Source organism: Streptomyces sp. NPDC002896 (genome assembly GCF_040295225.1).
GTDB lineage: Bacteria > Actinomycetota > Actinomycetes > Streptomycetales > Streptomycetaceae > Streptomyces.
Window position 1 is genome coordinate 52101 of the sequence record NZ_JBEOVA010000011.1, and the last position, 21651, is coordinate 73751.

General features: G+C 69.1%; 15 protein-coding genes and 1 pseudogene. 8 read left to right on the forward strand and 8 right to left on the reverse strand.

The window, feature by feature from the left end; genetic code table 11:
- Positions 1–261: 261 nt before the first annotated feature.
- The 4 genes from ABT009_RS21750 to ABT009_RS21765 all read right to left on the reverse strand — a co-directional run bounded on the left by ABT009_RS21750 (position 262) and on the right by ABT009_RS21765 (position 6664).
- Positions 262–3492, reverse strand: coding sequence for a family 78 glycoside hydrolase catalytic domain (locus ABT009_RS21750; RefSeq protein ID WP_351297235.1), 3231 nt, complete (start codon positions 3490–3492; stop codon positions 262–264).
- Between the two features lie 70 nt (positions 3493–3562).
- A complete protein-coding gene (locus ABT009_RS21755; RefSeq protein WP_351297238.1) occupies positions 3563–4843 on the reverse strand; it encodes an ABC transporter substrate-binding protein in 1281 nt (426 codons plus the stop codon).
- 55 nt (positions 4844–4898) lie between these two features.
- Positions 4899–5720: a carbohydrate ABC transporter permease gene (locus ABT009_RS21760; protein WP_351297241.1), complete on the reverse strand. Its 822-nt coding sequence runs from the start codon at positions 5718–5720 to the stop codon at positions 4899–4901.
- A complete protein-coding gene (locus tag ABT009_RS21765; RefSeq protein ID WP_351297244.1) occupies positions 5717–6664 on the reverse strand; it encodes a carbohydrate ABC transporter permease in 948 nt (315 codons plus the stop codon). Before ABT009_RS21765 ends, ABT009_RS21760 begins: the two co-directional genes overlap by 4 nt.
- Before the next feature lie 310 nt (positions 6665–6974).
- Here ABT009_RS21765 and ABT009_RS21770 point away from each other — a divergent pair, with 310 nt between their 5' ends.
- Positions 6975–8012, forward strand: coding sequence for a LacI family DNA-binding transcriptional regulator (locus tag ABT009_RS21770; RefSeq protein ID WP_351297247.1), 1038 nt, complete (start codon positions 6975–6977; stop codon positions 8010–8012).
- 315 nt (positions 8013–8327) lie between these two features.
- Here the strand turns inward: ABT009_RS21770 and ABT009_RS21775 are convergent, their stop codons facing one another.
- Both ABT009_RS21775 and ABT009_RS21780 read right to left on the reverse strand, forming a co-directional pair.
- The gene (locus ABT009_RS21775; protein WP_351297250.1) at positions 8328–9296 is read right to left on the reverse strand and encodes an alpha/beta hydrolase fold domain-containing protein; all 969 of its coding nucleotides are present in this window, start codon (positions 9294–9296) and stop codon (positions 8328–8330) included.
- Positions 9297–9717: 421 nt separating this feature from the next.
- Positions 9718–10725, reverse strand: a complete 1008-nt coding sequence (locus ABT009_RS21780; protein WP_351297253.1) for a LacI family DNA-binding transcriptional regulator — start codon at positions 10723–10725, stop codon at positions 9718–9720.
- A 215-nt stretch (positions 10726–10940) separates the two neighbouring features.
- Between ABT009_RS21780 and ABT009_RS21785 the strand changes: the two genes are divergently transcribed.
- The 5 genes and pseudogenes from ABT009_RS21785 to ABT009_RS21805 all read left to right on the forward strand — a co-directional run.
- Positions 10941–12248, forward strand: a complete 1308-nt coding sequence (locus ABT009_RS21785) for an MFS transporter (RefSeq protein ID WP_351297256.1) — start codon at positions 10941–10943, stop codon at positions 12246–12248.
- A complete protein-coding gene (locus ABT009_RS21790) occupies positions 12245–13018 on the forward strand; it encodes an alpha/beta hydrolase (protein ID WP_351297259.1) in 774 nt (257 codons plus the stop codon). Before ABT009_RS21785 ends, ABT009_RS21790 begins: the two co-directional genes overlap by 4 nt.
- Positions 13018–15660, forward strand: coding sequence for a family 78 glycoside hydrolase catalytic domain (locus ABT009_RS21795; protein WP_351297262.1), 2643 nt, complete (start codon positions 13018–13020; stop codon positions 15658–15660). The genes ABT009_RS21790 and ABT009_RS21795 overlap by 1 nt, the downstream gene beginning before the upstream one ends.
- 99 nt (positions 15661–15759) lie before the next feature.
- Complete coding sequence (locus tag ABT009_RS21800; protein WP_351297265.1) at positions 15760–18027, forward strand: glycoside hydrolase family 3 C-terminal domain-containing protein; 2268 nt, start codon at positions 15760–15762, stop codon at positions 18025–18027.
- 244 nt (positions 18028–18271) lie between these two features.
- Positions 18272–18924: pseudogene (locus ABT009_RS21805) on the forward strand (integrase); the annotation flags it as partial.
- On the opposite strand, the gene ABT009_RS21810 reads toward ABT009_RS21805, so the two are convergent.
- A complete protein-coding gene (locus ABT009_RS21810) occupies positions 18914–19852 on the reverse strand; it encodes a helix-turn-helix transcriptional regulator (RefSeq protein WP_351297268.1) in 939 nt (312 codons plus the stop codon). The pseudogene ABT009_RS21805 and the gene ABT009_RS21810 sit on opposite strands and share 11 nt — an antisense overlap.
- A gap of 205 nt (positions 19853–20057) precedes the next feature.
- Here ABT009_RS21810 and ABT009_RS21815 point away from each other — a divergent pair, with 205 nt between their 5' ends.
- On the forward strand, positions 20058–21011 hold the full coding sequence (locus ABT009_RS21815; protein WP_351297270.1) for an FAD:protein FMN transferase: 954 nt from the start codon (positions 20058–20060) through the stop codon (positions 21009–21011).
- Here the strand turns inward: ABT009_RS21815 and ABT009_RS21820 are convergent.
- Positions 21004–21171 (reverse strand): hypothetical protein, encoded by a 168-nt coding sequence (locus ABT009_RS21820; protein ID WP_351297273.1) that lies wholly within the window; start codon positions 21169–21171, stop codon positions 21004–21006. The genes ABT009_RS21815 and ABT009_RS21820 overlap by 8 nt on opposite strands.
- A 100-nt stretch (positions 21172–21271) precedes the next feature.
- On the opposite strand from ABT009_RS21820, the gene ABT009_RS21825 reads away from it, so the two are divergent.
- The gene (locus tag ABT009_RS21825) at positions 21272–21499 is read left to right on the forward strand and encodes a hypothetical protein (protein ID WP_351297276.1); all 228 of its coding nucleotides are present in this window, start codon (positions 21272–21274) and stop codon (positions 21497–21499) included.
- Positions 21500–21651 lie beyond the last annotated feature (152 nt).

A 21651-nucleotide genomic window follows, 5' to 3' on the forward strand; every position in this document is an offset into this window, starting at 1 on the left:
CCGCGATGGCGGCCCTGACCGGTGGGCTGATCACACTGGAAGGGGAGGTGGGGGTGCGTGGGCCGGTCACGGTCGAGCCCAGCGCTCGGGACAGCGCCTGAAGACATCGCAGGGCAGTTACCACCACTCCACTGGCTCGCGCCGATTTACCAGCGCCCCCTTGGGGTGAAGGACGCCCATTGCGCTGCGACGGCCCCTCAGAAATTACCTTGCCGACATCGCGGTGGGCGCCGTCCGCACTGGGCGCTTCATGGCTCATACCTACTGTCTCTCGGTTTTCCGGGAATCGGTCAGGAGATCGCGGCTGGTGAACATATGCCTCCCCGAGCCGATGACGTAGACGGCACGGTCGCCCTGCACGCCCTGGAACACCGCGCCGTCTTCGGCGACTTGGGCTGTGCGGCCGCCCGTGGGTACCCGGACCTCCGCCGTGGTGTTCGGCGGGAGCTCCACGTCGAGCCGGAACCTTCCGTTCTTGCGGATCCACTGTGCGGACACCACGCCGTACAGCGTGCGGTAGCTGCCCTCGGCATGGGTGAGATCGCCGACCGGGCGAGGGTCGATCAGCAGCTCGCGGTAGCCGGCCTTGCCGCGCGCCTGGCGGATGCCCAGCAGGCCGCTGTGGAACCACTCCTCGATCTGCAACAGGATCATGTGGTTCTTGGAGTTGCCCATGTCCCACTGTTCGGGAATGGTCGTCAGGCCATCGGGATTGGCGGTGGTGCGTGCCATGAAGTAGCCGTAGCTCGGGCGGGTGTCCTCCTGGAGGACGTCCCACAGGACGTCGTCGCGGCCGCCTTCGTGCAGGGCTCGGACGATCGAGGCGAGACCGACGGTCCCGCCGCTGAGATGCGGCCCGCCCCCGAAGGGCTGGTGGGCATAGACCAGTTCCACCAGCGCGTCGAGGACCTTCCCGCGTTCCCCCTCCGGTACCAGGCCCTCGTCCAGCGCGAGCGCCTGCGCGGCCTGTGTCGCCCCGGCACCGCCCTGGTCGCCCTCGGCGGTGTACCGGCCGAGCGCCGCGTTGTAGAAGGCGTCGTTGAACGCGTCCTTGATGTTGGCCGCGAGGTTGCGGTACTCGGACGCGTCAGCGTCGCGCCCGATCAGCGTTGCCATCCGGGCCATCCGGTCGGCGATCTGGTAGTAGCCCCAGGTTCCGGTGATGCGGCCCGAGGTGTTCTCACTGGCGATCCAGTCGGCCAGGGCCGCGTTCACGATGTGGGCGTCCGCGCCTGTGCCGGCCTTCTTGGTCCTGATGTAGTTCAGGAAGGCCTGCATCTGCGCGTAGTAGCGGCCTATCGTCTGCGTGTCACCGTACGTCTCGTACAGCAGCCAGGGCACCAGGATGATGCCGTTGCCCCAGTTGATCTCGTCGCCGAACCGGCCGGTGTACCCCCAGTCGTAGACGGGGGCCTTGAGCGCCACGTTGCCGATGCTGTCGCCGGCCTTGGACTGGCCCTCCGCCAGGTGGCGCTGCATGGTACGCAGGTAGGCCGCATATCCGAAGGTGCGGTGCAGGGATGCGAAGGGCTGCACGTAGTCAGCGGGGTAGGCGAGCTTTTCGCGGCCGGGGCAGTCCGTGAAGGTGGACATGGTGTTGCTCATGATCGAGTAACGGGCCATGCGGTGAATGCGGTTGATCCGGTCGTCGGAAGTCCGCACGGAGCCGGTGGCCGGCACGTCCGCGTGGATCTGCAGGCCCGTCACCGTGTCCCGGGTCGGTACGTAGCCCTCGGGCAGGCCGGTCACCTGCACCCACTGCATGCCGAAGTAGTGGAACTGAGGATGCCACCGCTCGCCTCGCTCGTCGCCGTACGTCGTGTAGGCGGCGAACACGTTGGTGCCGCGGGCGGCGCCGCCACCCATGATCGACGCCTGGTTGACGGTGCCGTCGGCGTTCAGCGACTCGGCGGGGTACAGCTTGACCGTGGTCCCGGCCGGGAGCGGGCCGTCGAGTTCGAGCAGCGGCCATCCGGCGAAGTTCTGCCCGAAGTCGAAGACCCACACGCCGGGCTGCGGCTGCGTGACACTGACCGGGCGGAGCCTGTCGGCGACCCTGAGCGGCTCGGCCACCCGCCAGACCAGCTCGGTGGTGAGATTGGGCGGCGGGGCGATTCCGGCGTCCACCCAGCCCACGGCAGTGCCGTCGCGCCGCTTCGCCGACTCCCCGAGATCTGTACCGGGGGCGGTCCAGGCGGGCTGCTCGCGCCGGGCGTCGTAGTCGGAGCCGGAGTACCAGTTGGCCGTGATGGTCGGGCCGAGAGCCGTCTTCCACGAGCGGTCGCTGACGACCGTCTCGACCGTGCCGTCGGCCCTCGTGAGTTCCAGCCGGGCGATCAGACGTGGGGAGACGGCGGCGCCCGCGCTCGGATCGGTGCTCGCAAGGGAGTTGCCGGAACCGGTGACAGCGGCACCGCTCTCGTGATCGGAGGCCAGGCCGGGCTCGAAGGTGATACCGGTGCCGTCGGCGCCGGCGGTGCCGATCGCGATGATGGTGCGTGACTCCAGGCGCTCGCCGCCGTCGCCGGTGTCGATGTTGACGGTGCCGCCGACGTGGTAGTTCGCCACGCTGTTCACCTTGATGGTGGTGGCACCCCGGGCGGCGGGCGCGACGAGGTTGCCGCTGCCCTTGAACTGGCTCTGCCACCAGCTGTACGGGGCGGTGCGGCCGGTAGTGGAATTCGTGACGGACCGGGTCACGAGCGCTGTGCCGTGGCCCAGTTCGACGCCCAGCGTGTTGTCACCGGGGCGGATGAGCTGGGTGACGTCGTACACCCGGTATTCGGTGGAGAGCTGGTAGTTCGAATTGCCTGGAGCGAGCACCTCGTCGGTGACGGGCTTGTCGTTGAGCCGAGCCACGTGCAGTCCGATGCCGGACAGGTAGAGCCTCGCCCTGGCGACCTTGCCCCGGCGCTCATCCACCCGGAAGGCGCGGGCGAACACGGGCAGTGGCTGGTCGACGGTGCGGCCCGGGTACTCGATCCACCGGGCCTCGCCCCAGTCGGAGCGATTGAGGAGCCCCATCTCCCATGAGGCGGGGTGGCTCCACGGTGTGGCGTCGCCGTCGGTGCTCCAGGCCCGCACCTGCCAGACCACCCGGTCACGCGAGGCCGGCACGGGACCGTGCCATGCGACGTCGGTCTGGGCCGAGGAGCGGACCTTGCCGCTGTCCCACAGCAGACGGCCTCCGTCGAGATCCGCTTCAGTGCGTGCCGCGCGAATCCGATAGGCGGCTTGAGTCCATCCCGCGCCGGTGCCCACCACCCGCCAGCTCAGTCGCGGGGCGGGGTCGTCGACGCCGAGCGGGCTGTCCTCTCTGCCGTCAACGGAAAGACCAGTGACCCTCGCTCCCTGTCTGTCACCTTCCTCGTCGGCGTAGGCCGTCTGCACGGGGAGCCCGGGGACGGCGGGCACAGCCAGCCCGGCCGCGGAGACGACCATGGTGCCGACCACCTGTCTACGGCTCAACGCTCCGCTCGGGACATCGAGCATGCCAAACCTCCGCTCATGCGATTTCAGCTACTGGGGTGTGGTGCCGGAACAGCGGCCGGCGGCGCGACGGTCAGCTGCCGGCCTTGTAGTCGGCGTCCATTTCGTCGAGGACTTTCTCGGGTGTGGACTGCCCGCTGAAGATCTCCTGGAGGCCGCTGAGCATGGTCTGCTGGACCTTGGCGTTGGGCCAGAGCTGGTCCATGAACGGCACGGTCCGGTCCGTCTTGATGAACTTGGACAGCTCGGCCAGCGACGGGTCCGCCGCGAAGCCCGTGTCGGGCAGGGAGGGCAGACCGCCCTGTTTCTTGACGAACATGTTCATGCCCTCGGGCGACATCACGAAGTTCACGAACTTCAGGGCGAGTTCCTTGTTCTTCGCCTTGGCATTGACGCCGTAACCGGCGCCCGCTGCCGCCGGGATGATCGTCTCGGACGGAGTGTCGGTGGCGGGCAGCGCCTTGAGGGTGAAGGTGGCCTTCGGGTTCTTCTGCTTGAGCAGGGCGATCACCCAGTTGCCCTGCACGATGCCGAGGGTCTTGCCGGTGGCGGCGAGTTGCTGGCTGGCTTCGTAGTTGGTGCCCAGCGGGTTCTTCTGGAAGCAGCCGGTCTTCTCCATCGTCAGGTACTTGTCCAGGGCGGTGGTCCACGGCGACTTCGCGAAGGTGGCCTGGCCGGCCTGCATCTTCTTGTCGAAGTCACGGTCGTCGCCGTAGACGGTCGTGGCGACCAGCGCGTACAGGACGAGCTGGGTGACCCAGTTGTCCTGGTTGCCCAGCGCGAAGGCGGGAGTTCCCTTGGCTTTCGCGGCCCGGCAGAAGGCCAGCAGCTCCGTCCAGGTGTCCGGCGGAGTGAGGCCGGCCTTCGCCATGGCCTGCTGGTTGTAGACGGCGCCGATGCCGTTCTGCCCGAAGATCGCGTTGTAGGTCTTCCCCTCGTACTGGGCGACGGTCTTGATCGCATCGGGCAGCTTGGCGGCCCAGGGCTGGTCCGAGAGGTCGAGCAGGTAGCCGGGTTTGGCCAGGACGTAGGTGGCACCCGGGTTGCCGTTGCCGGGCCAGACCGACATCACGTCGGGTGCGGTGCCCGAGGACAGCTGGGTGCGGATCTGCTGCTGGTACTGGTCGGCGCCGCTGGTGGTGTAGCGGACCTTGACGCCCGGGTTGGCCTTCTCGAACGCCTTCACGACGTCCTCGATCGAGCCCTGGTCGACCGAGGCGAGCGTCAGGGTCTTGGAGCCGCCCGAGCCGCCCGAGCCGCCGCCGGAGCCTGCCTTGGTGCCGCCGCTGCATGCGGCCAGCACGGCTACGGACGTCGCCGCGGCGACGAGGGCCGGGACTGTGCGTGTCTTCATGATGTCCCCCTTGGGGAAGAGCCACCGGGCATGAGGGTCGGACGGGCGTCGGGTGTCATCCCCGCAGCCCTCCCGCGAAGCCGTTGATGATGCTTCGCTGCAGCAGGAAGTAGACGATCAAGACGGGCAGGATGCTGATCACCAGTGCGGCGAAGATGAGGTTCCAGTCGGTGACGTACTGACCGACGAAGCCGGCGATCGCGACCGGCATGGTCTGTTGGGCACTGCCGCTGAGGTACAGCAGCGGGGTGAAGAAGTCGTTCCACACGGCGACCGCGTTGAGCACCAGGGCCGTCACCGTGACCGGTTTGAGCATCGGCAGGACCACGTACCGGAAGCCCTGCAGCGGTGTGCAGCCATCGATCAGCGCCGCGTCCTCGAAGTCGCGGGGCAGGGCGCGCAGGAAGCCGACATAGAGGAAGACCGTGAACGGCACCTGCAGGCCTGAGTAGAAGAGGACCAGCGCCCACGGGGTGCCGAGCAGGCCCATGTCGCGCATGGTCTGGTACAGCGGCAGCGAGGCGAGCTGGAAGGGGAGGACGAGGCCGAGGAGGAAGGTCAGGTACGTTCCCCGGGACCAGCGAGCCGTGACACGGGCCAGCGGGTAGGCCGCGAGCGACGACACGGCCAGCACGATGACGACGCTGCACACCGTCACCAGCACGCTGTTGGTCAACGCCCCGCCCAGCGCGCCCTGCTGCCACGCCTGCGTGAAGTTGTCGAAGGTGGGCGAGGTGGTCGGGCTGATCGGCGACGAGGTGTCCGACGTCGGCCGCACGGCCAGGTTGACCAGGACGTACACCGGGAAGCCGACGAACAGAGCGGCGGCGACCATCACCAGCTCCAGCGCGAGGGTGCGGCGGCGGTAGCGGTTCACGACGTGGCCCTCTCGTTGCGGGACAGCACGACGTACTGTCCGGTCGAGACGACCGCCACGATGATCGTGAGGACGACCGCGAGCGCGATGCTGTAGCCGAACTCGCCGAGCGTGAAGGCGTCTTTGTAGATCAGCGTCGAGATGGTGTCGGTCGCGTGCCCCGGGCCCCCGCCCGTCAACGCGTACACCTGGTCGAAGAGTTTGATGCCGCCGATGATCGACAGCATCAGGTTGATGGTGAACGCCGGGGCCAGCAGCGGCCGGGTCACCGACCAGAAGCGCCGTATGGGACCTGCGCCGTCGATGGCTGCCGCCTCATGGACCTCTCTGGGCACCGACTGCAGCCCGGCGAGGAAGATGACCATGGAGTAGCCCGCGAACTGCCACACGATCACTCCGACGATCGCCCACAGCGCGAGGCGCGGACTGCCCAGCCAGTCCTGCTGCCAGCCGTCCAGACCCACCGCGCCCAGCAGACTGTTGACCGCGCCTTCCGGGCCGAGCAGGTTACGCCAGAGGTAGGCGGTCACGATCGGGGTGATCACAGCCGGGGCGAACAGAAAGACCCTGAGGACGTTGCGGGACTTGATGGCCGTATTGACCCCGAGGGCCAGCAACAGGCCCACCGCGTTCTGCACGACCGTGATCGACACGGCGATCAGCAGCGTGTGCCCGATGGCCTGCACGGCATCCGGATCGCTGACCATCTCGGAGAAATTGTCCAGGCCCACGAAGGAGAAGTGGGGATCCAGGCCGTCCCAGTCGGTGAAGGCGTAGTACACACCGCGGGCACTCGGCACCAGGACGACGAAGGCGAAAAACAGCAGTGCGGGCAGCGCGAACCACCACGGCGGGGCGGTGCGCGCCCGCCGGACTCCCGGAACCGGTGCCGCGTCGGGAGGCCGGTCATGGTCCGAAAGTTGCTCGTGCGGGGCGAGAGTCACCGGCGAACCTCCTTTCTTGAATCGTTTCAAAGCCCTGCGCTCAGGCCCCCAGGTCGGCGTGACGTGGGAGGCTCCTGCCGTCTTCTTCGTCTTGGGGCGGTGCGGTCCGATGCCGGGCCTGCGGCCCGCGATGGATTTGTGGGTAACGTTTCCCAAACCGTGTGGCCAGACCCTAGAGAGCACCCCGCGTGACGTCAAGATGCCGCGCACGCTGCGTCCTTGTTACGACAACGGCGCTGCGAGGCACCCCCTGAGCTGCGGGATCCGCTCTACACTCGGCGGCAACGTTTCCCGGAAAGGCAAGGACCGGATGGAGCCGCCAGCACCACGTCGCAGGGTCACGATCGTCGACGTCGCGCGTCACGCCCAGGTGTCCACCACCGCTGTATCGAAGGTGCTGCGCAACGCCTACGGGGCCAGCCCGGAGATGCGTGCCAAGGTGCGCCGCGCGATCGACGAGCTGGGCTACCGGCCGCACGCGGGCGCCAGAGGCCTCCGTGGGCAGACGTACACCATCGGCGTGATGCTGCCCGACATCCGCAACCCGTTCTTCCCCGAGATCCTCGACGGCATCACCGATTCGCTGGAGGACACCGAGTACCAGGTGTTCCTGGGTCCGGGCTGCAACGGAGAGAAGGCGGAGGCCCGCGTCACCGAGGCGATGATCGACCGCGGCATGGACGGCATCATCCTGGTCGCGCCTGTGTCGTCGCGAGCCCGCCTCGAACACGTCGCCTCCGCCGTGCCGACCGTCGTCGTCGGCCGGCACGGCTCCTCGCCGGTGTACGACTCGGTGGCCGACGACGACATCGAGGGCGCGGCCTTGATCGTCAGCCACCTCGCCGGCCTCGGGCATCACCGGATCGCCCACATCGAGCATCACGAAACCGACCCGACGCGCCTCGCGGAGATGCCCAACGCCCGGCGTGCCGACGGATATCGGCAGGCCATGCGGGCGCACGGCCTGGAGGAGTGGATCGACGTGGTCTCCACCAGCTACACCCAGGAAGGCGGCTACAAGGGCGCGAAGGAACTGCTGGCTCTTCCTCGCCGGCCCACGGCCGTCTTCGCCGGAGCGGACATCGTTGCCATGGGCGTACTCGAAGCTGTCACCGAAGCCGGGTTGTCCGTTCCCGGCGACGTCTCGGTGGCCGGATACGACAACACCACGTTCGCCGCGTTCGGTCCGATCTCGCTGACCAGCGTCGACCAGGCAGGCCACGAGATGGGCAGAAACGCTGTTCGTCTCCTCCTGGAACGGATCGCCGATCGTCACCGGCCATCGGTTCAGGTCACACTCTCCCCCACTCTCGTGCCGCGCCGGACCACGGCACGACCGCCGGCGTAGGAGGTCAACACCGGGCTGTACAGAGGGGGTTCAACCCACCGGTTGAACGCGGATTCAACCTTCAGCCCGCACTGTCCGTCCGTGCGGACGACGCGAGGCGCGAGGAAGCCGAACGACAATGACCGTGCCCAGGCGCCGGGCTCCGGTATGCCCCCATCAGAGAGGTCTCCTCAGCGTTTCCAGCATCAGCAGACGACATGTCCTGACCACCGGCGCCGCCCTGGGTATCGGTGCGCTCGACGCCGCGACGAGTCCGGCCGTGGCCTCCCCGGCAGGTTCCCGCAGTGCAGGCGGGCCCGAGGAGAAGAAGCCCCGTCAACCACCCAGCAGCCGACGCAGCCAGCGCAGCCGGGCGGCGCGGGCATCCACGGAAAGTGCGGCCTGCGGCACGAGACCGTCGAACCCGTGATAGCCGCCCGGCCATACGTGCAGTTCGGCGATGCCGCCCGCCTGCCATATCCGGGAGGCGTAGGCGACGTCCTCGTCGCGGAAGGTCTCCGCGGAGCCGACGTCGATGAAGGCCGGGGGCAGCCCGGAGAGGTCGTCCGCACGGGCCGGAGCAGCGTACGGCGGGACGTCGCCGGTGCCGCGCGCCTCACCCAGCAGGGCGTTCCAGCCGGTTTCGTTGGCGGTGCGGTCCCATACGCCCAGCCCGGCCATCTGGTGGGCGGACGGTGTGTCGTTGCGGTCGTCGAGCATCGGGCACATCAGCAGCTGGCCGATGGCGCGCGGACCCTGGCGGTCGCGTGCGAGGAGTGCGAGCGCCGCGGCGAGCCCGCCGCCCGCGCTGCCGCCCGCCAGGATGATGCGGTCCGGGTCACCGCCGATCTCCTTGGCGTGTTCCGCCGTCCACAGCAGTCCCGCGTAGCAGTCCTCCACCAGAGCCGGGTGCGGATGCTCCGGGGCGAGCCGGTACTCCACCGACACCACGACCAGGCCCAGTTCCTCGGCCCAGTCGAGGGGGAGTCCCAGCCGGTTGGTGCCCACGACCATGCCTCCGGGATGCGTGAAGTAGACGACCGGGCGTGGGTCCGGCGCGTCGGTGGGCCGGCAGATCAGCAGCGACACGTCCGGTGCACCCGGCGGGCCGGGCACCGACCGTTCCTGTACCTCGAAGAGCCCGCCGCGGCTCAGTTCTTCGTCCGTCATGAGCGCAAGCAGGCCATTGATCCGCTCTCGCGCTGCAGGGATGCCGTCCGGGGTCGCCGTGGTCGGCGCCTGGTCGCCGAGTTCCACGAGTGCGGCGGCCAACTCCGGGTCGAAGGGCGGAGGGGGCGTGGTCATCGGGACCTCCTTGCAGATCGGTCGTCGCACGTGCGCGCGGCCCGCTCACCAAACGCGGCGGCATCGCGGAACCGTGCAGCTGGGGACAGCTGCTCGTCGAGCACCGACCCCGGGAGGAGCACGGCGCCCGCCAAGACGAAGAGGGCTGGGAATGTGGATCGGGGCAGCGCTCCCGCGTACCCGCCGGACAGGCCACAACCTGAAGCGCCCGTGACACCACCGACCGTGGGTCCGCGTTTCCTCCGGCCGAGCAGCAGGATGCGCTTCTCGTTCACGCAGGCGCTCCCGGACGCCGTACCGAGGAAGCGAGCGGGACACTAGCCAGAGGCTCCGCTCGCCGTCCAGACTTCTCACGTATCGCCGAGGATTCCCGGAACGGTCCTCCGTGGGGCCCGCCTTGCGCGCGGCGGAAGAGAGCCGGTCAGGCGGACTCCCTGACGTGGACCCGAAGCAGGTCCTCGATGGGGTCGGCGGGGACCTCCTTCCCATCCAGCGTGTCGACGATGCGGCGGGCCAGGCCCCGCGCGATGGCGTCGGTGTCGCGGACGACCGTGGTCAGCGGTGGCTGGGCCAGAGCCGCGCCGGGAATGTCGTCGACGCCGATCACCGCGAGGTCCTGTGGGGCGCGCAGCCCGAGGGACCGCAGGGCGGCCAGCACGGCCATCGCGAGCTCGTCGTTGAACGCGCAGATGCCGGTGACCGGTGGGTCGGCGGCGAGCCATGCCTTCACCGCTGCCGCGGCACCGTTCGGCTCCAGGGGGACGGTTCGGACATCCGGCTCCGGAAGGCCGAGTTCGGTGCAGACCTTGCGGACCCCGTCCAGTCGTGGCTGGGCCAGGGCACCTAGTCTCGTCAGGTCCGGGTAGGCATAGCCGAGCCGTCGGTGCGAGGCGACGAGGTGGCGGGCCTGCACCGCGCCGATCGGTTCCTCGGACACCAAGGGTGACCGAAGCTCTCCCTGTACCGAGCCGTGCACCGCCATGACGACCTCGATGCCCACCGCCCGCATGGCGTCGGCCTCGGACTCGGGGAACTCGTCCAGGGCCAGCACCGCCGCGGGTGTCATGGCCTTCCAGATTTCCCGCAGAGGCCGAGCGGGAGGAGCCGACGAGTGCACGAGGAAAGTGAGCTCGTGCTCGGCGAAGGCGCTGGTCAACCGCTGGATGAGGCGTCCGAGGACGTGCTCGATGGGCCAGTCCGGCAGCAGGCCGAGCACGATGCTCGAGCGCCCCGTCCGCAACGTGCGCGCCGCGGCCGACGGCGCGTAGCCGAGCTTGGCGGCCGCCTCCCACACCCGACGGCGCGTACCCTCGGCGATCTTCTGGTGCGGGGACTCGTTGAGGACGTAACTCACGGTCGCGCGGGAGACTCCGGCCTCCCGCGCGACATCCCCGCTAGTCACCCGCCTACCGCTGGCCTTCCCGGTCATGCACCCCACCCTCTGACAGACCTCTTGTCAAAGCCCACGCAGACCTCTTGTCAAAGCCCACGACTGCGGGCTAGCTTACGCGCTCAGTCAACCTACACGTTTAAGTGGCGCGATTAAGTAACTATCCGTGACCAGGAGCCCGACGGCTCCGGCGGAGCGCCACCCCATCAGGTCCCCCCACCGTCCCCATCCCCGGTACTCGACGAAGAGGACCCATGTCAGACCTGAAAACCACCACGAGCAGTCCCTGGAAGACCGCGATCCTCGCCGGTATGGCCTCCTACCTGGACGCCGGAGCCCTGGTGACGTCCGGAATCGCCATCGGCGGTTACTACGCCGCTCCGCTCCAGCTCAGCGCCGGGACCATTGGATCCCTACTGGGGCTGCAGACCCTGGCGTTCGCAGCCGGTGCGCTGTTCGGTGGCCGGCTGGGCGACCGGTTCGGCCGCCGGATGATCTTCACCTTCTCGCTCATGCTCTACGCGGTCGGCATCGTTCTGCTCCTCGTGGCGGCGGGCCCCGCTCTGCTGTACGCCGGTGTCGTGGCGACCGGACTGGCCATCGGCGCGGACCTTCCTGTGTCGCTCGCGCTCGTCAACGAGGAAGCACCGGACGGCAAGAAGGGCACCATGGTGGTGTTCTCCGGCATGCTCTGGCTCGCCGGCATCGTGGCCGTGCTGGTGCTGAGCTCCTTCATGGGAGTGCAGGGCATACTCGGCGGCCGGATCCTCTTCGCCCATCTGCTGGTCGTGGCGGTCATCGTGCTGCTCCTGCGCCTCACCCTCAGCGAGTCGGCCGAATGGGCAGCCGCCCGCCGGGCCGCCGAAGCGCGCACGACCGCGGGCTTCGAGACCATCGAGTTCAGCCGCATCCGGGATCTCTTCCGGGCGCCGACCGTCTACGCCCTGATCGCGACGGGCCTGTACTACGCCACCTGGAACCTCGGCGCGAACACCATGGGCCAGTTCGGCACCTTCCTGTGGACCACTCTGGGCAAGGGAGAGGTCGCGCAGTTCTCGCAGCTGGCCCTCCTCGGACTGCCGGTCGGTTTCCTCGCCGGCCTGGTGTTCATGCGGGTGGTCGACCGGCCGGCCAGGCATGCCTGGTTCGCCGCCGGCACGGCGCTGATCGTCATCGCCTGGGCTCTGCCGGCGTTGCTGGGGCCGAGCAAGTTCACCCTGGTCGCCGCCTTGCTCCTCTCCGGTCTCGGCAACTCCTTCGCCGGCGAGTCCATCTACAAGGTTTGGTCCCAGGAACTGTTCCCCACTCTGCTGCGGGCCACCGCCGGCGGTGTGACCATGGCCTTCACCCGGGCCGTCGCCGGACTGGCCGCACTGGGCACGCCGGCCTTCGCCCTGGGCCACACCCGGCTGTTCTTCGGCCTGCTCTTCGGCTTCATGGTGGTCGCGGCGGTCATCGGCCTGGTCTGGGTGCCGCGACTGCCCAAAGCCTCCCAGCCCGAAGAGCCTGCCGACCTGAGCGGCGCTCCCGCCGCGGAGACGACCGGAAAGGCGGCCCTGTGATCCGCCATCACAACTTCCAGCACAACGGCGTGACGCTGCGCTCCACGCTGCACATCCCCGAAGGGCCGACCGGAACCCGCTGGCCGACCGCGGTGTTCGTCCACGGCTTCACCTCCAACCGGCTCGAACTGCCGAACTTCGTCGCCATGTCGAGGCTGCTGGAGGCCCACGGAATCGCCTCGGTCCGGTTCGATCTCTCGGGCCACGGCGAGAGCGACGGCGACTTCTTCGACGTGACCATCACCGGCGAGATCGCCGAAACCCGCGCCGTCGTCCAGGCGGTCCGGACCCTCGACTTCGTCGATCCAGACCGTATCGGCCTGGTCGGTATGAGCATGGGGGGTGTGGTCGCGGGCATCGTGGCCGCCGAGGAGCCCGGGATCGGCGCCCTGTGCCTGTGGTCACCGGCCGCCGTCGCCCCCTTCGAGATCGGCAGCGGTTACCTCAAGGGCCGCAGACTCGCACCGGAGATCGCGGAGAAGGGCTACGTCGACGCCGACGGGCACCGGATGAGCTCCGCTCTCGTCGCGGACATCGCCGGTCTCGACGTCTACGGACGGTCGAGCGGGTACGCGGGCCCGGTCCACATCCTGCACGGTGACAAGGACGACATCGCTCCCCTCGAGTACGTACGCCGCTACCTGGACTACTACGACGGCAACGCGCACCTCGAGATCGTCGAGGGCGCGGACCACGCCTGGGGATCCGTGCCGCACCGCACCGCGCTGCACCAGTCCACACTGCGATTCCTCCGGAGGCACCTCCGGTGATGAAGACGTCGAGCATCGAGGCACTCCACACGATGGACACCACAACAAGGGTCGTCGGGCTGCGCACCGCGGACGACTCCGGTCTCGTGGCCACCCCGTATCCCGAACCCCGTCTGTCGTGGTCACTGGCGAGCGAGAGGCCGGGCGTCCTACAGCACGCCTACGAGATCCAGGTGTCAGCCGACCGGTCCTTCGGCGACGCGGCGTCCACCGGAGAGGTCGAGTCCGACCTGGTGACCGATCACCCCTGGCCGACCCCACCGCTGCGCAGCCGCGAGGTCCGATACTGGCGCGTCCGTGTCCGCACGGACCTCGGGTGGACGGAATTCAGCGGACCCGCCCGCGTTGAGGCAGCGCTGCTCGACGACAGGGACTGGACGGCCCGTCCCGTCCATGTGCCCAGTGACCGGGGCCGCACCTCCCCCGGCCCGGTGCCGCTGCTCCGCCGGGAGTTCGACCTCCCGGCGGAGCCGGTATCCGCACGCCTGTACGCGACCTCGCTGGGCGTCCACCGCACCGCGATCAACGGCCGGCCCGTCTCCGACGAACTGCTGGAACCAGGCTGGACCAGCTACCCCAACCGACTCCTCTACGCCACCTACGACGTCACCGGACTGCTCGTCCCCGGCCGCAACGCCGTCTCCGCCGCGGTCGGCGACGGCTGGTACCGGGGCCATCTCACCTGGCACAAGAACCGGAACGTCTACGGCGACACAACGGCGCTGCTCGCCCAACTCGAAGTCACCCTGGCCGACGGCACCACCGTCACGGTCGCCACCGACGACCACTGGCGGGGCGGTTACGGCGGCCTGCTGGCGGCGGACCTGTACGACGGCTGCGAGCGCGACCTCCGCCTCGAGCCGCACGGCTGGCAGCTGCCGGGCTTCGACGACCGAGGCTGGGAGCAGGCCGCCACACTCCCCTTGCCTACCGGGCTGACTCAGCGGGCCCACCCACCCGTACGCGTCGTACAGATCATCCAGCCCGAGCGACGAACACTGCCCGACGGCACGATCGCCGTCGACGCGGGCGAGAACATCACCGGCTGGCTCAGGCTCCGCGCCGACGGCCCGCCAGGAAGCACGGTCACCGTCCGGCACGCCGAGGTCCTCGACGGCGACGGCCGCCTGCTGACCAGCATCCTGCGCGGCGCCCGCGCCACCGACCAGTACACCTTGGCCGGGGGCACCGTCGAACTGGAGCCGGAGTTCACCTTCCACGGCTTCCGGTACGCCGAGATCGACGCCTCCCCCGGCGTCACCATCGAGGCGGTGGAAGTCGACATCGTGGCCAGCGACCTGCGCCGCATCGGCGAGTTCCACTGCTCCGACGAGCGCGTGAACACGCTGTACGACAACGTCGTACGCTCCCAGCGCGGCAACTTCCTCGCCGTCCCCACCGACTGCCCGCAACGCGACGAACGGCTCGGCTGGACCGGCGACATCATGGCCTTCGCCCCCACGGCCTGCGCCACGTTCGACAGCCGTACCTTCCTCGACAGCTGGCTCACCGACCTCCGCATCGAGCAGCGACCGGACGGCGCGGTACCGATGGTGATTCCGGATGTGCCGCTCGGCGACCTGCCGCCGAGCGACCTGCCGTTCGCCGGCACCGCCGCGGGCTGGGGAGATGCCGCCACCGTCGTACCGGCCGCCCTCTTCGACGCCTACGGCCGGCGCAGCCTGCTGGGCCGCCACTATGCGGCGATGCGCGCGTGGGTCGAGTTCACCGTCGATCACCTGGACGACGACGGGACGTGGAGCGGAAACGCGCAGCTCGGTGACTGGCTCGACCCGGCCGCGCCACCGGAGGACCCGGCGCGCGCCACTACCGACTCCGCCTATGTCGCCACCGCCTTCGTCGCGCACAGCGCCCGCCTGCTCGCCGAAGCGGCCCGGGAATTGGGCCACGTCGACGACGCCGACCGGTACGCGGCCCTGCACCGGCGCACCGCCGAAGCCGCCTGGCGGAAGTGGGGCGACCACGCCCGTACCACCCAGACCGGATGCGCGCTCGCCCTCCAATTCGGCATCGCGCCCGCTGCCGAGCGCGCCGCGGTGGGCGAGGCCCTCGCCGCCCTGGTGCGCGCCAACGGCGGACGCATCGCAACCGGCTTCCTCGGCACGCCCTTCGTGCTGCCCGGCCTCACCAGCACCGGCCATGTGGCCGAGGCGTACCAACTCCTGCTCAACACCGAGTGTCCGGGCTGGCTCTATCAGGTAGCCCGCGGCGCCACCACCATGTGGGAGCGGTGGGACGCCATACGTCCCGACGGCACCATCGACGTCGAGAAGGCCGGGACGATGCTGTCGTTCAACCACTACGCCTACGGCGCCGTCGCCGCCTGGCTCTACCAGGCCGTCGCCGGACTGCGGGCCACCGCTCCGGGTTACCGCACCATCGAGATCGCTCCCCGCCCCGGAGGCACGCTCACCTCCGCCGGCGCGTCGATCGCCACCCCGTACGGCACGGCATCCGTCGCCTGGTCGATCAGCGGCACCACCCTCACGGTGGACGCCGTACTCCCACCCGGCACGACCGGACGGTTCCTGCCACCCGAGGGTTGGCGCTCCACGCAGGCCACCAGCCGGCTCGGGTCCGGAAGCCACCACATGGTCCTGCATCCGGGCACCAGTTCCTGAACTCACCGCGGCCGTCGCTCCCTGCCGGACGGCCTGAGCATCCGTCCGGTGCGCAGTAGCCGCTGCCCTTCACCCCTTACCCACCCAAGGATCCGCACCATGGCGACCAGCCACGATCACGGCGCAGCCGAGCTGGGCCTCGACGAGAAGACCGCACTGCTCTCGGGCCGGGACATGTGGACAAGCAAGCCCGCCGAAGGGGCAGGGATTCCCTCACTCGTACTGAGCGACGGTCCGCACGGCGTCCGGCGCCAGCGCCTGGACTCCGGGCTCGGCCTTTATGACAGTCATCCGGCGACCTGTTTCCCGCCCGCGGTCGCGCTGGCCTCCAGCTGGGACCCGGAACTGATCGGCCGTGTGGGAGAGGCGCTGGGCCGCGAGGCCCGGGCGCTCGGTGTGGACGTACTGCTGGGCCCCGGCGTCAACATCAAGCGCTCGCCGCTGTGCGGCCGCAACTTCGAGTACTTCTCCGAGGACCCGTTGCTCAGCGGCGTGCTGGGGACGGCGCATGTGGCCGGCGTGCAGAGCCGGGGCGTGGGCGCATCGGTCAAGCACTTCGCGGCCAACAACCAGGAAACCGAACGGATGCGGGTCAGCGCCGACGTGGACGCACGCACCCTGCGGGAGATCTACCTCCCGGCCTTCGAGCGGATCGTGTTCCAGGCCCGCCCTACGACCGTCATGTGCGCCTACAACAAGATCAACGGCACCTACGCCTCCGAGAGCCGATGGCTGCTCACCCAGGTGCTCCGCGAGGAATGGGGCTTCGACGGCCTGGTCGTCTCCGACTGGGGCGCCGTCAACAACCGCGTCGCCGCGCTGCTTGCCGGCACCGACCTGGAGATGCCCGGCACTCATCGCGGCACCGACGCGGAGGTCGCCACCGCGGTCCGCTCCAGCGAGCTGGACGAGACCGTCGTCGACACCGCCGTCGCCCGGCTGCGCGGTCTGGCCGAGCGGGTCCGCACCCAGGCAGACCCCGTGACGGTGGACTTCGACGCGCACCACCGGCTGGCCCGCGAGGTCGCCGCCGACTGCCTGGTGCTGCTGAAGAACCGCCACCAGGCTCTGCCGCTCGCTCCCACTGGCCGCATCGTCGCCATCGGCGAGTTCGCCGCGGCCCTGCGCTACCAGGGCGGCGGCAGCTCCCACGTCAACGCCACCCGCGTCGACAGCCCGCTGGAGGAGCTGCGTGCCCTGCTGCCCGAGGCCCACGTCGACTTCGCGCAAGGTTATGACACCAAGGGGGATGCGGACGCCGGGCAGCTCCGCGAGGAGGCTGTCGCCCTCGCGGACCGGGCAGACACCGCCGTACTCGTGATCGGCCTGCGCGAGGCCGACGAGTCCGAGGGATTCGATCGCGACCACATCCAACTTCCCACTGACCAGGTGGAGTTGGTGCGAGCTGTGGCTCAGGTGGCCCCACGTACGGTCGTCGTGCTCCTCAACGGTGGCGTGGTGAGCCTGGAGGGCTGGCACGACGAGGTGGACGCCGTGGTGGAGGCGTGGCTGCCCGGGCAGGCGGGCGGCGGCGCGATCGCCGACGTGCTGACCGGCCGGGTCAACCCGTCAGGGCGACTCGCCGAGACCATCCCGTTCCGGCTCAACGACACCCCTTCCTTCCTGAACTTCCCCGGCGAACAGGGCCACGTCCGTTACGGCGAGGGCGTCATGGTCGGCTACCGCTACTACGAGACCGCCGACGTCGCCGTCCGCTACCCCTTCGGCCACGGCCTGAGCTACACCTCTTTCGAGAAGACCGACTTCCAGGTCACCCCCACCGGCCGGGACACCGCCACGGCGAGCGTCACGGTCACCAACACCGGCGACCGCTCCGGCAAGCACGTGGTGCAGGTCTACGTCGCCGCGCCCAAGCGCCCGGTCAGCAGCCCGGCCCGGGAACTGCGCGGCTTCGCCAAGGTGGCGCTCGCCCCGGGCGAGAGCACCACCGTCGAGATCGACCTCGACCGCCGTGCCTTCGCCTACTGGGACAGCACCCGCGACGACTGGACCGTCGCCGCCGGGCTGTACGAGGTACAGCTCGCCGACAACGCCCACGACGTCGTCGCCACCGCCACCCTCGACCTGGCGGGCGACAACCTGCTGCAGCCGCTCACCCTCGACTCCACCGTCAGCGAGTGGTTCGGCCACCCGATCGTCGGCCCTGCGCTGACGGCGGCGATGACATCCGGGCTCCCCCAGGAGCAGGCCGACGCAGCCGTGGAGGGGAACGCTGACGCACTGCTCATCCTGTCGTCCATGGCGATGCGTCAGTTCGTCGGGTTCCTTCCCCGACCGATTCCGGATGAGGTGCTGGAGCGGCTCATGAAGATGAGCGAGGCGTCCCCAGAGTCTGTCGGCACCTGATCCCCTGCGCCCGGTCCTGGTAACCGTGCGGGTGCCGATAAATCATCCGGCCCGGTCACAACCTTGATCACTATCTAAGGCCGCCCACCGCTCGCCCCGCGATCTTCACGTGGACAGGGGTGCCTTTGCTACCTCGTCCGCGCTGGTGGGAGCGGGTGCGCCGGGGGTTTCGCGGATGGCGGCCACGGTCGCTGAAGTCGGCGCTCTCGCACGGCTGTCGCTCCACGCCGCAACATGATCGACTGTGTTGCTGCGACTGGCCTACCTGGGTGTCACGAACGCGTTCGCGCTGCTGCGCTTGCTACCGGTGAGCGATCGGGAGAAGGACGCAGAGATCCTCGCCCTGCGCCATCAGATCACGGTGCTGGAACGCCAACTCGGCAAGGAAAGGGTGCGGTTCACCCGGAGCGATCGGGCATTCCTGGCGGCGCTGCTGCACCGGCTGCCACGGAACGTACTGCGCAGACTGCGGCTGGTGGTGCAACCCGACACGGTGCTGCGCTGGCACCGCGACCTGCTCGCACGCCGGCATGCTGCCGCGTCCAGGCCGAAGCGCCCGGGCCAGCCGCGCACCGTCCGCTCCGTCCGCACCCTGGTGCTGCGCCTGGCACGAGAAAATACGTCTGGGAGATCCTCAAGGAGGCCGGCATCGACCTCGCGCCCGCACGCGCCTCCAGCACCTGGGCCAGCTTCCTGCGCTCCCAGGCAGAGGCCCTTCTGGCCTGCGACTTCTTCGAGACGGTCACCCTGTCCGCGGCGCGGATGTACGTATTCGCCGTCATCGAGCACGCCAACCGAAGGATCCGAATCCTGGGCGCGACAGCACACCCGACCGCATCCTGGGTGGCCGCAGGTCGCAAAGGCGTCTGTCGTTCGATGGTCCGCCTCAGGCCGAGGACGAGGATGCCTCCTCCGGCGTGATCGTGGAGGGGCTGCTCCGGCGCGCCGTGCCCTTCGAAGAGGGCTCGCGCGCGGTCATGTCGAGGAGCACCACTGCGTCGTGGTCGGGGGTGCCCGGTTCCGCGTAGTACGTGATCAGGCGGTGTCCGGGCGTGCCCTCCAACTGCATCCCCTGGTAGCCGAGGGTGAAGGTGCCGACCTCCGGATGGTGGTAGGTCTTGCGGCCGTAGGTGCGGGCCTTCACGTCGTAGCGCTCCCACAGGCGCGCGAACTCGGGGCTCTTCAGGAGGAGTTCGCCGACGAGGGGGCCCAGGTCGGGCGCGTCCGGTTCGGTTCCGGCAACGGCACGCAGCCGGGCCACGCAGCCGCGCAGCGAGTTCTCCCAGTCGGCGAAGACCTCACGAGCGGCGGGATGCAGGAATGTGTAGCGTGCGATGTTGCGCTGCTTGGCAGGCCATTCTTCGATCCCGGCGAACAGGCGCAGTCCGGCCGGATTCCATGCAAGGAGATCCTGCGTGCGACTGGCCACGTAGGACGGATTGGGGCGCAGGCTCTCCAACAGGATTTTGACGCCCGGCCGCACGGTCCGCGAGGGCGCTGCCGGAGGCTCCGGAGCAGTACGGGCGGCTAGGGCAGCGAGACTGCGCAGGTGCTCGTGCTCCGGTTCCTCCAGCAGCAGGGCGCGGGCCAGTGCGTCGACCACGGACGGGCTTGGCCGGGTCTCCTTGCCCCTCTCCAGGCGGGTGTAGTAGTCGATGCTGATCCCAGCAAGGGTCGCCAGTTCCTCACGGCGCAGCCCGGGCGTGCGGCGCAGCCCGGAGCCGACCGTGAGACCGGCCTGGGCGGGAGTCACCTGAGCGCGACGGGCACGTAGAAAGTGCCCGAGCTCGGTACCTCCGCCGGTGGTCTGATGCTCACGAGTCATACCACCCAGTCTGACTATTGCGTGACCTGCGCGGGAGGCCTGCGGGGGGCCCTGTCACACCCCTGAACACTGCTCCCCGGCACAGCACGGCCTGCCACGCAGCGCCCGAAGGCATGAAGCTGGGTGTTCGCAGAGGATCCCGCCGAGCCGACAAGCCACCTGCCGCAGCCCAGAGAGCTTGTCGACGAGCAGAAAAGCACCAGCCGTGAACCACATCAAGCCAGCCGCGAACGAGGCCTCGAGGCCCGCCGTCCTGAACGACCCGAAGGCCGAGAGGAGCCGTTTCGCCTTCGACGCCATCGGCACCCGCTGGCAGATCGAGACCGAAGAGCCGCTGCGTCGGCACGTACGCGAACAGATCCTCGCGCGGATCGAGCGTTTCGACGCCACGTACTCCCGCTTCCGTATGGACTCGCTGGTGTCCCGCTTGGCCGCCGCTCCCGAGGGGGGCCGAATCGAGTTCCCCGCCGACTCTCTCGCGCTCTTCGGCCTCTACGACCGCCTGGTCACGGCCACAGAAGGCGCTGTGGACCCGCTCGTCGGCCGTGAGCTGGAACTGCTCGGTTACGACGCGACATACTCGCTCACGCCCGCGCCCGACACGGTGCGAACCAAGGAGCGAGCCCTGGGGCGCGCGACCTGGGCGGCGGACGTCGTCCGGGACGGTACGACGCTCGTCACGCGGCGCCCACTGGTGATCGACGTCGGAGCAGTTGGAAAGGGTTACCTCGTCGACATCGTCTCGGCGATGCTCCAGGAGGCCGGCCTGTCCCGATTCGTGGTCGACGCCAGCGGCGACCTCCGTCATGCGGGCGAACGGATCATCCGGGTCGGCCTCGAGCACCCATTCGACCCCCGGCAGGTGATCGGTGTGGCGAACCTGCAAGGACGAGCGCTGTGTGCGTCCGGAGTCACCCGACGCGCCTGGGGCGACGGCCTGCACCATGTGCTCGACGCCAGGACCGGAGTGCCGGTGGGAGGCGTGGTCGCCACATGGGTCGTGGCCGACGAGGCCGCTGTCGCCGACGGGCTGGCGACGGCGCTCTTCTTCACCGAGGCACACCGGCTCGAGGAGACGTTCCAGTTCACCTACGTACGCATGCGCGCCGACGGCCGCGTCGAGTTCTCGCCGAATTTCTCGGGCGAGCTCTTCACCTGACGGCTTGTTGCCCAGATCCCAAAGGAAAGGCACGCAGACGCATGACACCCCTGACCAAAAAGATCACGACGGCACTGGTGGGGATATCCGTGTCCGCCACCATCGCCGGATGCACCGCTGCGGATACCGACAGCGCAAACTCACGGTCCGCCTCGACCACCAGCGCAGCCCCTTCCGGGTCATCTTCGAACCAGGGCCCCTACACGGATGGCGAGTACAACGCAGATGGCGAGTACGGAACTCGGGGCTCGAGCATCGGGGTGTCCATCACTCTGGACGACGACGCGATCACCGCCGTCGAGGTCACCCCCCACGCAACGGACGAGACCTCACTCGCGTTGCAGCGGCGGTTCGCCGAAGCTGTGCCGGCAGTCGTGGTCGGCAGGGACATCGACGACGTGGACCTTGACCACGTAGCGGGCAACAGCCACACCCCCGACGGGTTCAACGACGCACTGGAAAAGATCAAGGCCGAAGCCTCCCAGTGACGAGCTCCCAGACACCCGGACGCTCTTCCGCACAGAAGCGTCGACGGCGTTGTGGCGATGCCCGAACCGGATGCACCCGACTTGGCGTCGGGGTTCACAGCAGAGATGACGGGTGCGGACGGTTGTCACCCAATCCCATGACTCCGCGCCCT